Origin of the sequence: Frankia sp. AgB32, from assembly GCF_023243045.1 — a bacterium.
Taxonomy (GTDB): domain Bacteria; phylum Actinomycetota; class Actinomycetes; order Frankiales; family Frankiaceae; genus Frankia.
In genome coordinates, this window is the sequence record NZ_JALKFX010000054.1 from 9,302 (window position 1) to 24,000 (window position 14,699).

At 71.1% G+C, this 14,699-nt stretch carries 16 protein-coding genes; 9 read left to right on the forward strand and 7 right to left on the reverse strand.

Annotated elements, in window-relative coordinates:
* Window positions 1-70 precede the first annotated feature (70 nt).
* From MXD60_RS17200 to MXD60_RS17210, 3 genes are all read left to right on the forward strand, one after another.
* Window positions 71-766, forward strand: a complete 696-nt coding sequence (locus MXD60_RS17200) for a response regulator transcription factor (protein WP_248820342.1) — start codon at window positions 71-73, stop codon at window positions 764-766.
* Window positions 767-875: 109 nt separating this feature from the next.
* On the forward strand, window positions 876-1,139 hold the full coding sequence (locus MXD60_RS17205) for a type II toxin-antitoxin system Phd/YefM family antitoxin (RefSeq protein WP_248820329.1): 264 nt from the start codon (window positions 876-878) through the stop codon (window positions 1,137-1,139).
* A gap of 457 nt (window positions 1,140-1,596) precedes the next feature.
* Window positions 1,597-1,974, forward strand: a complete 378-nt coding sequence (locus MXD60_RS17210) for a hypothetical protein (protein ID WP_248820330.1) — start codon at window positions 1,597-1,599, stop codon at window positions 1,972-1,974.
* Window positions 1,975-2,280: 306 nt separating this feature from the next.
* On the opposite strand, the gene MXD60_RS17215 is transcribed toward MXD60_RS17210, so the two are convergent.
* Window positions 2,281-2,910 carry a hypothetical protein gene (locus MXD60_RS17215; protein ID WP_248820331.1) on the reverse strand — a complete coding sequence of 210 codons (630 nt, stop codon included), beginning with the start codon at window positions 2,908-2,910 and terminating at the stop codon, window positions 2,281-2,283.
* Window positions 2,911-2,994: 84 nt separating this feature from the next.
* Here MXD60_RS17215 and MXD60_RS17220 point away from each other — a divergent pair, with 84 nt between their 5' ends.
* Window positions 2,995-4,167, forward strand: a complete 1,173-nt coding sequence (locus MXD60_RS17220) for a helix-turn-helix domain-containing protein (RefSeq protein ID WP_248820332.1) — start codon at window positions 2,995-2,997, stop codon at window positions 4,165-4,167.
* A gap of 143 nt (window positions 4,168-4,310) precedes the next feature.
* Here MXD60_RS17220 and MXD60_RS17225 read toward each other — a convergent pair whose 3' ends face one another.
* The 6 genes from MXD60_RS17225 to MXD60_RS17250 all read right to left on the reverse strand — a co-directional run bounded on the left by MXD60_RS17225 (window position 4,311) and on the right by MXD60_RS17250 (window position 9,519).
* On the reverse strand, window positions 4,311-4,571 hold the full coding sequence (locus MXD60_RS17225) for a Txe/YoeB family addiction module toxin (RefSeq protein WP_248820333.1): 261 nt from the start codon (window positions 4,569-4,571) through the stop codon (window positions 4,311-4,313).
* On the reverse strand, window positions 4,568-4,825 hold the full coding sequence (locus MXD60_RS17230) for a type II toxin-antitoxin system Phd/YefM family antitoxin (RefSeq protein ID WP_248820334.1): 258 nt from the start codon (window positions 4,823-4,825) through the stop codon (window positions 4,568-4,570). The genes MXD60_RS17225 and MXD60_RS17230 overlap by 4 nt, the downstream gene beginning before the upstream one ends.
* 341 nt (window positions 4,826-5,166) lie before the next feature.
* Window positions 5,167-6,096 (reverse strand): HhH-GPD family protein, encoded by a 930-nt coding sequence (locus tag MXD60_RS17235; RefSeq protein WP_518468138.1) that lies wholly within the window; start codon window positions 6,094-6,096, stop codon window positions 5,167-5,169.
* A 53-nt stretch (window positions 6,097-6,149) separates the two neighbouring features.
* On the reverse strand, window positions 6,150-7,229 hold the full coding sequence (gene disA, locus MXD60_RS17240) for a DNA integrity scanning diadenylate cyclase DisA (protein ID WP_248820336.1): 1,080 nt from the start codon (window positions 7,227-7,229) through the stop codon (window positions 6,150-6,152).
* Window positions 7,230-7,355: 126 nt separating this feature from the next.
* Entirely contained in the window at window positions 7,356-8,798 is a 1,443-nt protein-coding gene (gene radA / locus MXD60_RS17245) for a DNA repair protein RadA (protein ID WP_248820343.1), read from the reverse strand.
* Between the two features lie 73 nt (window positions 8,799-8,871).
* Window positions 8,872-9,519 carry a copper chaperone PCu(A)C domain-containing protein gene (locus MXD60_RS17250; protein WP_248820337.1) on the reverse strand — a complete coding sequence of 216 codons (648 nt, stop codon included), beginning with the start codon at window positions 9,517-9,519 and terminating at the stop codon, window positions 8,872-8,874.
* A 916-nt stretch (window positions 9,520-10,435) separates the two neighbouring features.
* Between MXD60_RS17250 and MXD60_RS17255 the strand changes: the two genes are divergently transcribed.
* From MXD60_RS17255 to cysS, 5 genes are all read left to right on the forward strand, one after another.
* Window positions 10,436-10,918, forward strand: a complete 483-nt coding sequence (locus MXD60_RS17255) for a CarD family transcriptional regulator (RefSeq protein ID WP_009741775.1) — start codon at window positions 10,436-10,438, stop codon at window positions 10,916-10,918.
* Between the two features lie 290 nt (window positions 10,919-11,208).
* Window positions 11,209-11,982, forward strand: coding sequence for a 2-C-methyl-D-erythritol 4-phosphate cytidylyltransferase (ispD, locus tag MXD60_RS17260; protein WP_248820338.1), 774 nt, complete (start codon window positions 11,209-11,211; stop codon window positions 11,980-11,982).
* Window positions 11,983-12,053: 71 nt separating this feature from the next.
* Complete coding sequence (ispF, locus tag MXD60_RS17265; RefSeq protein ID WP_248820344.1) at window positions 12,054-12,536, forward strand: 2-C-methyl-D-erythritol 2,4-cyclodiphosphate synthase; 483 nt, start codon at window positions 12,054-12,056, stop codon at window positions 12,534-12,536.
* A gap of 104 nt (window positions 12,537-12,640) precedes the next feature.
* Window positions 12,641-13,033: a PPOX class F420-dependent oxidoreductase gene (locus tag MXD60_RS17270; RefSeq protein WP_248820339.1), complete on the forward strand. Its 393-nt coding sequence runs from the start codon at window positions 12,641-12,643 to the stop codon at window positions 13,031-13,033.
* Between the two features lie 47 nt (window positions 13,034-13,080).
* Window positions 13,081-14,580, forward strand: a complete 1,500-nt coding sequence (gene cysS / locus MXD60_RS17275) for a cysteine--tRNA ligase (RefSeq protein WP_248820340.1) — start codon at window positions 13,081-13,083, stop codon at window positions 14,578-14,580.
* Window positions 14,581-14,699: the final 119 nt, after the last annotated feature.

The following is a 14,699-nucleotide window of genomic DNA, read 5'->3' on the forward strand; positions in this document are numbered from 1 at the left end:
GGGGGGGGGGGGGGGGGGGGGGGGGGGCCCCCCGGGGGGGGGGGGGGGCCCGCGGCCCCGCGGCCCCGCGCTGCTGATCGCCGACGCCGACGTCGAGGATGGCATGCTCGAGGCCATCATCGGCGGCGGCGTCGAGATCAGTGTGGTCTCCGACGGGGCGATGGCTCTGCTGGAGATCGGTCGGCAACAGCCGGACGCGGTGCTCATCGGCGCCCGGCTCCCGGTCGTCGACGGCGTGACGGTGGTCCGCACCGTCCGCAGTGTCCCCGGCCACGACAACATGCCGATCCTGCTCGCGGGCGGCCCCGACGACCGGTCCGCCGCCGCGGCGGGGCTCGACGCGGGCGCGAGTGCCTGCGTCGGCAAGCCGTACCGGGTCGCCGAGGTCCTCGCGATGGTGGGCGGCCTGGGCACAGGCCGGCTCGGCTCGGCCGCCGCCGGCCTGGCCGGGGCGGAGATCCTGCGTGGCGGGCCGGTGCTGCTGGACCGGGCCGCGCACGAGGTCCGCCTCGACGGCGCCCTGGTGCCCGTCCCGCCGCGGGAGTTCCGGCTGCTCGCCCTGCTGCTCGAACAGGCCGGCCGGGTGGTGCCCCGGGAGACCCTGCTGCGCGAGGTCTGGGGCTCCGCGCACACCGAGACGAACACCCTGGCCGTGCACGTCCGCCGGCTGCGCCGCCGCCTCGGCGAGGCCGCCGGCGGCCCGACGGTCATCGAGAGCATCCGCGGCGTCGGCTACCGCTTCCGCGCGGCGCCGGAGACAGGCTGACTCGGTCCTTCTGGTGAGAATCCGGGCCGGCGGTGTTCGAGGAGGTCGCCGCGCCGGATCCAGCCCGTGTGATCACGTGCGCTCAGGCTGGATCAGATAGCGTGCAATCATGATCACGGTCACTGCCATTCAGGCGGCGCGGAGCTTCGCGAACATCCTCGATGCCGTCGAGCGCGGTGAGACTGTCGTCATCACTCGGGACGGCGTGCCGGTCGGCCGGCTCGTTCCCGAACGGCAGACGTCCGCGGACCGGCTCAAGGCCGCGCTACGTGACAACCCGGCCGATGCCGGGTTCGCCGACGAGCTGGCGCGGATCCACGCCGAGCTGGACTCGGCCTTTGGCAACGAAGTGCGCGGATGGCCAGGCGGGTAATCCTCGACGTCGACGCCATCCTCGGGCTCGACGACCCAGCCGCGTGCTGCTCACGACCGACGCCAAAGCCGGCCTCGATGAGTTCGTAGGCGTCCGCGACGGCGCGGTCGATCACAACCTTGACCTCAGGCCCGAATGCGCCGCTGGTGCATCATTGGAGGCGGCACCGCCTGTCGAAATTCGGAAGGTGATCGGGTAGGTCCCCCCGCTCCTCTCGAACAGCGGGTGATCTCTCCCCGTCGCGGCAGGCCCGGCTGGCCCGGAACTGGACGCTGAAGCGCCTGGCAGGCGACATCGATCTTCGTACGGTTGGTGGTCATTTCGGGGTGACGCCAAGCATGGTCTCGGGGTGGGAGCTGGGTCGTCACATGACCAGCGTGGGCCATCGGGCGATGCTGTCCGCAGCGCCGAGGAGTGTCTGGTGGTGATGGGGTCACGTTCCCGAGACAGCAGGTACGTGGAGGCGACCGAAGCGGTACTCGCTGAGCGTCCCGCCCTGGTCTACTACCGGGTTCTGTTCGGCCCTCCGCACCACCAGGTGCTTAAGGATCATCTACTTGCGCTCCTGCGGCTGCGCGATCCGCGTGATCGAAGCCTGGGGGTGAAGACGCCGCATCGGGGCATGGTGGAGAACACCGCGACAGCACCCGAGCGGTTCTTCTGCTCGAGTGAGCAGATGGCGGTCGTTCCGATCCCCTCTTTGACCTCGCATGAAGGATTCGACTCCGGTGTGCTGCTCGGCGCGGATGCCGCCGCCCGTCTTTTGGATCATGGTCGGCAGGCTTACGCTGCCAAGATGATCAATAGCAACGGATTCGGAGGCTGTCTGTGGTGATGTAGGCGTGACGCAGATCGACGAGCAGTCAGCCCAGCCCACGGAGCGGCCCATGACGGGAGTCCTCGCGGGCGGCGATCGAAAACCCACCGCGGCCGAAGGATCAGGGCCCGCTTGCTGGGAGCGGACCCAGCTCATTCCATCGAGGCCCCACAACTGCCGCAGCGCGATGGGATGAACTGGCGCCTTCAGGCTGGAACACCGCACCGGCACGGAGCCTCCGAGCGTCAGGCTCGGAGGCTCCGCTCACGCCGGCCACCGGAATTTCTCACTCGCCCCGGGCGGCAGCCAGCGGGTCGGCCCGCCCTACTGGCACGCGGGCAGGTGCGATGCCTGGATGTACCCCCAGCGACCGGACTCGGGTGCATATCCGAGTATCCACTTCTGCGTGGAGTGCTTTCCGCAGTGCGCCGCGGTGATGTAGAAGGGGTCACCGGCACGCGCGTTCCCGACGACGAAAGACTGGGGTGCGCTGCGCAGAGTGCCGACCGAGTCCAGGTGAATCAGGCCCGCCTTCTGCTTGCCCGCGTGGTCGGCGCTGATCGGCACCGTCTTGGGCTTACCATGCCCGCCGACCCCTTGCAGATCCGGCAGGACATGCCGCTGCGCGTCGTAAGCCTTCGGGTCCGTCAGGCAGCTCTGCGCGATGAACCCCCAGGTAGGATCGCCCTGCTTGGCGTAGTCGAGAATCAGCGCATAACCCTTGTAGGTGTAACGCACTCCCACGTGGAAGGCTGAACCGCTCGAGGACTTTCTGGTCTTGTTCCACGACCTGGTCGGAACCTCGGCCTTCGGAAAGTTCTCGAAGACCGGGCACTCGCTTGTACTGAGCGTCGTCGAATGCGTGTAGTTAACGGAGCCGTTGCCGGCAGACGCCGACCCCTCCGCGACCGCCAGCACTGCGGCCACCATGGCGAGCGCCAGCAGTGGCGGCATCAACCATCGACGTATCATCGTTAGCCTCGTTCTTATCGGAGAGTGAATTATTTCGTGGCCGCGTGATCAAGAAACGAAACGCGTGTGGGAGCGTGGCACTGTGCACGCCTCCGTTCCCGGGAGCGTGAGGACTCCGCTCTGGAGACCCGGTCGAAAGGCGCGGTTCCTCGACCTGGGACCATCGTTGACAGCTCTTCGGGCGCTGACAAGGGCGCGGCCGAGAGACGAGACGAACGATCCCTGTCCCAGGTCTCTGACCTGGGGAAAGAGACGAAAGACGGGACAGTTGAGACAGTGAGCGCGCGCCGCGGGTCGACACGGGAACTCTCGCCGGAGCTGCCCGAGCCAGTTCAACTTTTCACTACGGAACTCCGCCGCGTCGTCGAGTCAGCCGAGCTGAGCCAGCGGGAACTCGCCGCGAAGCTGCATGTGAGCCGGGCGCAGGCCAACCGCTACCTGTGCGGTAAGGCGAAGATTCCAGCCACGCAGCTCGACAGAGTGGCGGAGCTCGGTAGCCTCGGCGCAGACCAGCGGGATCGGATAGCACACCTGTGGCAGCAGGCGTGGCAGCCTGGAAAGGCCGAGCTGGCATCGCCCCCGCGGGTGGACCAGTCGGACGACGGCAGCGAGTTCCACGGCACCGGCGAAACGGCGATTACGGCCGCGACGACGGCAGCTGCGATAGCGTCGCCGTCGCCCGATCTTCCACATGGTCAGCACGCAGCTGCCGCTGTCAGCGATCCAGCCAGCGCACAGGGCGGCGAGCGGCTGCCAGCAAGCGATAAGACAGCAAGCCGCCGGCAGTACGGCCTGCTAGCTGCGATCTGCTGTGTCCTCGCTGTGGGCTTTTTGATCTGTGTCTACTTCCTGGCCGACAATCCGTCGAAGGCTGGCGCAGAGGCCATCGACAGACCGTCCGTGACGGCGAAACCGGTGGCGGACGGAAATCCGGTCTCAGGCGCACCCGCACCCGCTTCTCCACATCCAGCCACGACGGCGTCCAACGAGACCAGTCCGCCTGGCACCGAGAACTGTGGAACATGGCAGTATCGCGTCACCGCCGGGGCGGACGTGGTTGACGCGATGAAGACGCCCATCGCGCGCGCTTCTGCCGGCCAGACCTTCTATCGCGCCCTCGACCCCACGATCCCAAAGGTTTCGTACCGCTATTACGGAACTCTTGGCGACGGCGGCTCAGCAGGTTACATACTCCAGAAGAAGCTGCAGTTCGTCCAGAAGATCTGCGGCCAGAGATGAGCGTGCGCGGGTGGCGATCAGCGAGAATGGATGCCACGCTACGCAACGCCCTGGACGGCCTCAGCGATCTGGAGGTCACCGGCCGCCGCCTAGCCCACAATGGCCGCTCGCGACTGTGAACCCGAGGGACGCGACAGGCTCAGCTACTGATAGTGGTAGCGGCAGGAGATGATCGTGACCTGGCCGGGCTCGACCGCGTAGACCAAGCGGTGTTCATCGTCGATTCGTCGTGAGCGCAGCCCGGCGAGGTTGTTGCGCAGCAGCTCGGGCTTGCCGATCCCCTGCCCTTCTGGATCGCGTTTGATGTCCGCGATCAGGGCGTTGATGCGCTTCAGGGTCCTGCGGTCCTGACTCTGCCAGTACAGGTAATCGTCCCAGGCATGGTCGGTCCAGGTCAGTTTCACTCGTCAGGGCCCACCGGACGCTCGACCGCGCCGCCCGCACGCCACTGCTCCACGCTTTCCATCAACCGCCGGGCGTTCGCGGGCGAGCGCAGCAGGTAGCTGGTTTCCACTATGGCATCCCAGTCCTCTTTGCTCACCAGGACCGCGTTTCCCCGCTTCGAGACGATCTCCACCGGCGTGTGATCGGTGTTGACCTTTTCGATCAACGGAAACAGCGTCTTACGTGCCTCACTGGCACTGATCGCCGCAACCATGCTGCCAACCTCCCGAGCATCTAGTCGTACCAAATATGGTACAGCCTCGGGTGGCGTTCGTCGGCCACTCGTCGAGCCCACGGGTCACGACTCGGTAAGGCCGGTCAGGGAGATCAACGAGGTCCGGGGTCGGTCGAGCCGAAAATCTCCCGTTGGTTACCGTTGGTGCCTAGTTGCTCCAAGATCCCGGCACTGTGCGAACCGAACGATCGCGCCCGACTACATATGGTGATAAGAAAGCTAGTTGGTCCCAATCTGTAGGTTAAACCTATTTGTCCAGGTCGGATGCTCTTTACCACTGCGTGGTGGGCCGTCGGGGGCTCGAACCCTGAACCCGCCGGTCAGAGGCCGGGTAGTGCGTAGACACCCGGGGAGAGCTGGACGACCAGGCCGTCGGCGAGCAGGCCGGCGAGCGCCCGGGCGCGCTGGACCGGCTCGTCCCAGACCTGGTCGAGCAGGTCCGCGCCGACCGCGTGGTGGGCGTCGCGCAGGACGGCGAGCAGCCGGCCGCGGACCTGGCGGTCGGTGCCCGCGTAGCCCTGCGGGCGCCGCGCCGGTCCCGTGCCGGGGGGGCTGCCCGCGGCCACCCAGGTACAGCGTTCCCACAGCGGGCAGGCGGGGCAGCGCGGCGCCCGGGCCACGCACACCAGCGCGCCGAGCTCCATCAGCGCGGCGCTGGTCATGGCGGCGGCTTCAGGCTCGGCCGGCAGCAGCTCGGCGACGCCGGCGAGGTCCCGGCGGCTGACGGTCGCCGGTGGATCGGCCAGGCCCTCCACGGCGCGGGCGTACAGCCGGCGGACGTTGACGTCGACGACCGGGTGGCGCTGGCGGAAGGCGAACGCGGCGACCGCGCGGGCGGTGTACGTGCCGATCCCGGGCAGGGCGAGCAGCTCGTCAAGGTCGGCCGGGATCTCCCCGCCGTGCCGCTCGACGACGGCGCCCGCCGCCTGGTGCAGGCGCAGGGCGCGCCGGGGGTAGCCGAGGCGCCCCCAGGCCCGCACGGCCTCGCCAGCGGGCTCGCTGGCCAGCGCGGCCGGCGTCGGCCAGCGCGCCAGCCACGCCTCCCACACGGGCAGCACCCGGGCGACCGGGGTCTGCTGCAGCATGACCTCGCTGACCAGGACGGCCCACGGCGTCGTCCCGGGGCGCCGCCACGGCAGGTCGCGGGCGGCGGCGGCGAACCACTCGAGGGTCAGCCGGCCGAGCTCCTGGTGGCCGGCCGCCGGCGCGGTGGCCGAGGCGGCTGTGGTGACGCTGCTCATTCCGCTCATCGTGCCAGCCGCCCGGCGTCGGCCGGGAACGGGCCGGGCCTACCGACGCCCGCTCAGACGTAGCGCTCGAGGATGCTCGACTCGGCCAGCCGGGACAGGCCCTCGCGCACGGCGCGGGCGCGGGCCTCGCCGATGCCGTCGACGGTCTGCAGGTCGTCGACGCCCGCGGCGAGCAGCTTCTGCAGGGTGCCGAAGTGATCCACCAGGCGGTCGACCACCAGCCGGGGCAGTCGCGGCACTTTGGCGAGCATGCGGTAGCCGCGTGGGCTGATCTGCCGGTCGAGGATGTCGGCACCGCCGGAGAACCCGATCACCCGGGCGAGCACGGTGAGGTCGAGCAGGTCGGTGGGCGACATCGCCGAGAGCTCGCCGAGCACCTGCGAGGCCGGCCCGGCCTTCGAGCCGGCCGGGAGGTAGTCACGCACGGTGAGTTCGCGCTCCGTCTCGACGCCGGCCATCAGTTCCTCGAGCTGAAGTGACAGCAGGCGCCCGTCCGTGCCGAGCTCGACGACGTAGCCCTCGATCTCGTCGGCGATCCGGCGCACCATCTCCAGGCGCTGGCTGACCGAGATCGCGTCCCGGACCGTGACGAGATCCTCGATCTCCAGCGCGGACAGGGTGCCCGCGACCTCGTCGAGGCGCTGCTTGTAACGCTCCAGCGTGGCCAGCGCCTGGTTCGCGCGGGAGAGGATCGCCGCCGAGCCGTCCAGGACGTACCGCCGGCCCGCGACGTAGAGGGCGATGATGTGCATCGACTGGCTGACGGAGATGATCGGGTACTCCGTCTGCTTGGCCACCCGCTCCGCGGTGCGGTGCCGGGTGCCCGACTCCTCGGTGGGCACCGTCGGGTCCGGGACGAGGTGCACCGCCGCGCGCACGATCCGCTGCAGGTCCGAGGACAGCACGATCGCGCCGTCCATCTTCGCCAGTTCCCGCAGCCGGGTGGCCGAGAACTCGACGTCGAGTTCGAACCCGCCGGTGCAGATGCCCTCGACGACCTTGTCGTGGCCGAGCACGATCAGCGCTCCCGTGTGGCCCCGCAGGATCCGTTCCAGGCCGTCGCGAAAGGGGGTTCCGGGGGCGACCGCGGCCAGTGTCGCCCGGAATATGTCGTCTCCGGGTGGTCCTGCCATCAGGCTCCCTCAGCTCCTCGGCTCCCTGCTGCCTGCGCCTCTGTCGCGATGCTATCGGGGGCGACCGGCGCTGGGGGCCCCGCCAATCATGGGGTTACGAAATTTCCAAAACGTACATATCCGATTTTACGTTTCATACATTTGGGCAATGGCACCGACCAGGTCGGGTACCTCGGCGATCGTCATGCCCTCCACCACCGTCCCCGAGCCGGTTGGTACCAGCGCCCGGCGGAATCCCAACCGGGCCGCGGCAGCGAGCCGCCGGGGGACCCCGCCGACCGCCCGCACCTCGCCCGCCAGCCCGACCTCGCCGATGGCCACCAGACCGGCGGGCAGTGGCCGGTCCCGCGCCGCGCTGACGACGGCGAGGGCCGTGGCCAGATCCGCCGCCGGCTCGGCGAGGCGTACCCCGCCGACCGTCGCCGCGTAGACGTCCGACCGGCCGTAGCGGATCCCCGCCCGGCGCTCGGCGACCGCCAGGATCATCGCGACCCGGGCCGGGTCGAGGCCGGAGACCGCTCGGCGGGGCACCTGGGCGGACGACTCGGCGACGAGCGCCTGCACCTCGGCGACCAGCGGGCGGCGCCCCTCCATCGTCACCGTGACGCAGGTGCCCGGCACGGCCGCCACGCCGCCGCCGCCCGAGCGGGACAGGAACAGGCCGCTGGGATCGGCGATGCCGTGAATGCCGCCGTCGTCCATCTCGAAACAGCCGACCTCGGCGGCGGGACCGTAACGGTTCTTGCCGGCCCGCAGCAGGCGCAGGGTGGAATGCCGCTCGCCCTCGAAATGGAGCACCACGTCGACCAGGTGCTCCAACAGGCGCGGCCCGGCGACGAGACCGTCCTTCGTCACGTGGCCGACCAGCACGATCGCGAGTCCGAGCGCCTTCGCCGTCCGGATCAGCGCGGCGGTGACCTCCCGGACCTGGGTGACGCCGCCGGCCGCGCCGTCGACTCCGGCAGCGGAGATCGTCTGCACGGAGTCGACCACGAGCAGGGCCGGGCGGACCTCCTCGACGTGCCGCAGCACGGCGGCCAGGTCCGTTTCGGCGGCGATCCAGAGGTCCTCCTGCAGCGCGCCCGTCCGCTCGGCGCGCAGGCGGACCTGGGCGGCGGACTCCTCGCCGGTGACGACCAGCGCGCGGGCGCCGCCGGCGGCGCTGCGGGCCGCGACCTCGAGCAGCAGGGTGGACTTGCCGATGCCCGGCTCGCCGGCGAGCAGGATCACCGCGCCGGGGACGAGGCCGCCGCCGAGTACCCGGTCGAGCTCGTCGATGCCGGTGGGTCGGCGCCGGGCCGCCGTCACGTCCACGGCGACGACCGACTGCGCGGGCGCGGTGACCACGGCGGCGGCCGCGGTCCGGGCGCCGCCCAGGGCCGAGCCGCGCCGCGGCGCCGGCGCCTGGGCCTCGAGCGTGCCCCACTCGTGGCAGCGCATGCAGCGCCCGGCCCACCGGACCGACTCCGCTCCGCATCCGCTGCAGCGGAACCCGGCGGAGCCGGTGCGACCGCTGGCCGTCGCCCGACCTGATGTCATGGGCGCCACGGTAACCGGGCGGTCCGACAGGATTCGGGAGCCGGCGGAGCGCAGCGCCCACCGGGCCCCGCCCGCCCGCCTTCCGGCGGGCCGGCGAGGGGCGTCAGCCGGTGGCCGTCGGGCTGGCGGTAGCCGCCGCGGCCGAACCGCTCACCGACGGGGTGGCCGAGCCGGGAGAGGGGGCGCCCGAGGGGGTGACCGCCTGGCGGTTCGGGGTCTGCCCGGTGGCCGTCGGGCTGGCGGACGGCGAGCTCTCGGCACTCGGGCTGGCGGTGGCGGTCGAGGAGGCACCCGACGCCGGCGGCTCGACGGGCACGTCGAGAGTCACGCTGCCAGCCTTGGCGAAGGTGAACGTGATCGGCAGCTCGGAGCCGATCAGCAGGTTCTGGTTGATTCCCTGCAGGCTCGGTGCGCTGCCGTCGGCGATGAACACCTGCCCGCCGCCGGCCGGAATCTGGGCGGGTGTCGACGGGCGACCGCCGGCCGCGTCGGGCGAGGACACCGAGACGAGCGTGTCGGGATCGCCGCTGGCGTTGAAGAACGCGGAGACGATCGGCGCCGATCCGCCCTTCGCGACCGGGCCGGCGAGGTAGACATTGCGCAGCGTGATGGCGCCGACGGAACCCGCGGTGCTGTTGGTCGTCGTCCGCGCGAGGTTGGTCAGCGCGTCGGTGCCGGCGGCGCAGCCGGCGACGCCCGCGGTGGTGATCGTGGAGGCGAGCAGGGCCACGCCTACCCGGCGGGAGGCCATCCGGCGCCGGAATCCGCCGCGCCTGGCGGCGTCGTCGGGAGAGTTTGCGGGGCCGCGGCGGACCGCTGGCCCGGCCGGCGCGCCGCCGGCGATGACTGACGAGAAACGGGCACCCGGACGGCGGCTCACAGCTCGGTGGCTCCTCCTGCACAAGACCGGCGCCTGGCGGGGCCGGTGCTGGTTCGTCGGCCGTCGCGAGGACGGCCCACCCGGCGGCTGCCGCGGCGCCGGCCCTCGGGCCGGCCCGCAGGGTCACCCCCGGGTACCCGGATGGCTCGCCGCCGACAGGCTGGTGCTGACAGGCTGGTGCTGCCAGGCCGCCGCCGGGAGTCTCCGTGCGGGGCTAACACTAGTCATCCGGCACCTGCCCGTGCGCCAGGCCGAGGGCTGCTCCCGGCCCGCGTGGGTAACTGCCCGGGGCCCCCGCGCCGGGCCCGGTCCCGAGGGCACGGCGCTGACCGGGCCGACCGGCCCCGACGTGCCGGTCGGGGCCGTGTGCAGAGTCACGCCGCCGGGGATGGCCCGGGCTGTGGCCTGGCGCGCCGGCGAGGCGGTCCTGGGCGGTGCCGCGGTTGCCCACACGGCCCGCCCACACGCGGGCGGTGGCCGCCGTGTCGACGGGCGCGGCGGGGGCACTCGCGCTAGGTTTGCCGCACCGTTCCGGCCCAACGTCCGACCAACATCTCGGGTCTTCGGAGGTCCGTTTTACCTGGTCGGAGTGTTTCGGTGCGGTTGCGTGCCGATGTGCCCCGTGGGTGGGCGTCCGGCGTCAGGTGGCCCCCACCTCGGCGAACGGGGAGGAAGGGCCACAGGCGGTCTCGTCGGAGCGTTGCGGGCGTCTGCCCATGCAGCGCGCGTCTGACCTGCGGCGATGCGTGCGTGTTACGCTGGTAGAGGCGGAAGGGGCACGTGACACATGGCGTTCCAAGTCGGCGAGACCGTTGTTTACCCGCATCATGGTGCTGCTCTGATTGACGCGATTGAAACCCGTGTCATCAAGGGCGAGGAAAGACTCTATCTCGTGCTGAAGGTCGCTCAGGGCGATCTGACGGTTCGGGTTCCGGCCGACAACGTCGGCATGGTCGGGGTGCGCGACGTCGTCGGGCAGGATGGGCTGGAACGGGTGTTCGAGGTGCTCCGTGCGCCGCACACCGAGGAGCCCACAAACTGGTCCCGGCGTTACAAGGCAAATCTCGAGAAGCTCGCGTCCGGTGACGTGAACAAGGTCGCCGAGGTCGTCCGTGACCTGTGGAGGCGGGATCGTGAACGCGGTCTTTCCGCGGGTGAGAAGCGGATGTTGAGTAAGGCTCGGCAAATCCTGGTGAGTGAACTCGCTCTTGCGGAGGGCACCAACGAGGACAAGGCCGAGGCGATGCTCGACGAGGTTCTTGCCGGCTGATCTCCGAACCCGTCGTTCCGGAAGTGGCGGCGCTGCCTGCCGCTTGATCTGACCGGTCGGGACGGGATAAGCCTGAATTGTTGTTTCGGTCGGTCGACCAGGCCGCGCCGGGCGCCCCGGGATCACCGGTGGCCCCCGGGCGGCCGGCTCGCCGGCCAGCGTGGCCTGGCGGCGACGCTCGCAGCCGCTCCGCCAGGCGCGCCCAGGAGGCGTCCGGGTCGGCCGGCTCGCGTTCGGTCTACCGGATAGGCCATGCTCTCGTGCGTGGATGGCTCACGGGAGGTCTGGTGATGGGCGAAGGTCCCCAGCCGCGGGCGATGGGTGTCCGGGTCGCGGCGATCGTGCCGGCGGCCGGCAAGGGGGAACGGCTCGGCGGTGGCACCCCGAAGGCGCTGCGGTCGCTGGGTGGTCGGCCCATGCTGGTGCGGTCGGTCGAGGCACTGCGGCGGGCGGAGTCCGTCAGCCAGATCGTCGTGGCCGCGCCGCCCACCCTGGTGGAGGTCGTGGCCCAGATGCTCGGCCGGGACGTACAGGTCATCGCCGGCGGCGCGGAGCGGGTCGACTCGGTCCGCCGGGCGCTCGCCGCGGTGGATGATGATGTTTCGGTCGTGCTCGTCCACGACGCGGCCCGGCCGCTGACGCCGCCGGCGCTCGTCGACGCGATCGCGGCGGCGGTCATCGCAGGCCATCCGGCGGTGATTCCCGTGCTCGCGCTCGCGGACACCGTCAAGGAGGTCGGCCCCGACGGCCGGGTGATCCGTACCCCGCCGCGGGATGGTCTGCGCGCGGTGCAGACCCCGCAGGGATTCCGGCGGGACGTGCTGGCCGCGGCCTATGCCCTCACCGACGTTCCGGCGACGGATGATGCCGGCCTCGTCGAGGCGCTCGGCGTCCCGGTGACGACTGTCCCCGGCGCCCAGGAGGCGTTCAAGGTGACGCAGCCGCCCGATCTGGTGCTCGCGGAGGCACTGCTGGCCCGTGCGGCGGCGAGTGACGGCCGTGGCGATGCGGACGGGTGCGCCCCGGATGCCCGCAGGGGCACGGAAGCGCGGAGGTCCGGATGAGTCAGCGCACACCGCCGGCGGACACTGGCGGCGTTGCGCCGACCGACCGTCCGGCTCCCGCGTCCGCCACGGTGACCACCGTGCTGCTGCCGCGGGTCGGGGTCGGGGTCGACGTGCATCCGTTCGAGGCCGGCCGGCCCTGCTGGGTCGCCTGCCTGGAGTGGCCGGGGGAGACCGGTCTGGCCGGGCACTCGGACGGTGACGTGGCCGCGCACGCCACCTGCGACGCCCTGCTCACCGCATCCGGCCTGGGCGATCTCGGCAAGGTCTTCGGGACCGACCGGCCGGAGTACGCCGGCGCCTCCGGCGCGGTGCTGCTCGGTGAGACCGCGCGGCTACTCGCCGTCGCTGGCTGGGTGATCGGGAACGTCTCGGTCCAGGTGATCGGGAACCGGCCGCGGATGGCGAAGCGCCGCGAGCAGGCGCAGGACGCGATGTCGGCGGCCCTCGGCGCGTCGGTGAGCCTGTCGGCGACCACCACGGACGGCCTCGGGCTGACCGGCCGCGGCGAGGGGCTCGCGGCCATCGCCACCGCGCTCGTCGTGCGGGCCTGACGAGAGACTCGCCCGACGGTATATGCCGATCCGGCATCGGGTGGTTGCGTTCCGGATCCACGGTGAAAGGCTGGGTAGTCACTGGCCGCTCCCTGAGGAGTCTGATGGCTGATCGCCTACCCGAGCCGGTGCGGGCCCTCGCCGATACGCCGACATACGTCGTGCTGGCGACAGTCCAGGCCGACGGCTCACCGAGGCTGACCGTGCTGTGGGTGGACCGCGACGAGGATGAACTGTTGCTGTCCACCGTCCGCGGCCGCGCCAAGGAGCGGGATATCGCCCGTGACCCGCGGGTCGGACTGATATTCCTGGACCAGAACGACCCTTACGGTTACGTGGAGGTGCGGGGCACCGCCACGCTGACCGAGGAGGGTGGCCAGGAGCTGATCGACCGGCTTTCCCTGAAGTACACCGGTGACATCTATCGGTGGGACGATCCGGAGGAGATCCGGGTTGTGATCCGCGTCAAGGCCGGCAGGATCCTGACCGTCGGCTGAACCGCCCTGACTGCCCGCGCCGGCAGTCGGGGCCGTACCCTTGACAGATGGGTCTCCACCTCTACGACACGCGCTCGCGGCGTGTGCGGCCATTCGAGCCGCTGCGCCCCGCTCACGTGGGCGTCTACGTGTGTGGGCCCACCGTGCAGTCGGCGCCGCACGTCGGGCACCTGCGCACGGCGCTGCCGTTCGATCTGCTGCGCCGCTGGCTGGTCCAGTCCGGATACGAGGTGACGCTCGTCCAGAACGTCACCGACATCGACGACAAGATCATTTCCAATGCCGGCCGGGACGGCACCTCCGTCTGGGAGCTCGCCACCCGACAGACCCGCGCGTTCGACGACGCCTACCGCGCGGTCGGCATCCTGCCGCCCACCATCCAGCCCCGCGCGACCGGCCACATCCCGGAGATGATCGCGCTGATCTCCGCGCTCGTGGACGCCGGCTACGCCTACCCCGGCGGTGGGTCGGTGTGGTTCCGGGTGGACCGCTTCGCCGACTACGGCGCACTGTCCCATCAGCGGCCGGAGGCGATGCTGCCGTCGGCGGAGGCGGAGTCGGGCAAGCTCGACCCGAGGGACTTCGCGCTGTGGAAGGGCGCCCGGCCCGGCGAACCGTACTGGGAGTCGCCGTGGGGCGACGGCCGTCCCGGCTGGCACCTGGAATGCTCGGCGATGGCCGGCAAGTACCTGGGGTCCACGTTCGACATCCACGGCGGCGGGCTCGACCTGGTCTTCCCGCACCACGAGAACGAACGGGCGCAGACGCTGTGCGGGGTGGCTGCCGGGGCCGAGGCCGACGAGATGGCCCGGTACTGGATGCACGTCGGGCTGCTGACCACCGGCGGGACGAAGATGTCCAAGTCGCTCGGCAACTCGGTGTTCGTCAGCGACGCGCTCGACCTGGTGCGTCCTCAGGTGCTGCGCTATCACCTGCTCTCCGCGCACTATCGGTCATCGCTGGAGTACACCCCTGAGGCGCTGGCGGAGTCGACCGCGGCCCACGACCGGATCGAGACCTTCGTCCGCAACGCCCTGGACATCCTCGGCGGGCCGGGCGAGGCGGCGGCCCTCGGGGCCGACGACGGGCCGGTCGCCGCTGGCCGGAAGGCCGCCCGGCCGGCCGGTGCGCAGGCAGAGGCGGTGGCCGCCGAGTCCGAGGTGACCCCGGCGCGGATGTGGGCGGACTTCGCCGCGGCCCTGGACGACGATCTTTCTGTCGGCCGGGCGCTCGCCGCGATCTTCGGGGCGGTCGGGCAGGGTAACCAGGTGCTGTCCAAGGCGCACAGCCGGCAACTGGCCGGCTGGGTGAACGTGACGCGCCGGATGCTCGGCGTCTTCGGGCTCGATCCGCTCGAGCAGTGGCCGACGGCCGGCGCCGAACTACGCCCGGCACTCGACGGGGTCGTGCAGATCGCGCTGGACCTGCGGGCGGCGGCGCGGGCGCGGGGCGACTACGCCGAGGCCGACTCGATCCGGTCTCGGCTCAAGGCCGCCGGCCTGATCATCGAGGACACGCCTGAAGGTCGGCGCTGGCACCTGGCCTGACCGGTCCCAGCCTGGCGGCCGTCCCTGATCCGAGAGCGGGGGACGGCCGCCAGCTCTGGTTTCACGGGCGCCAGGTGTTGCGTACCCGCCGTAACGGCAGCGGCCGGCCAAGCGTGAAG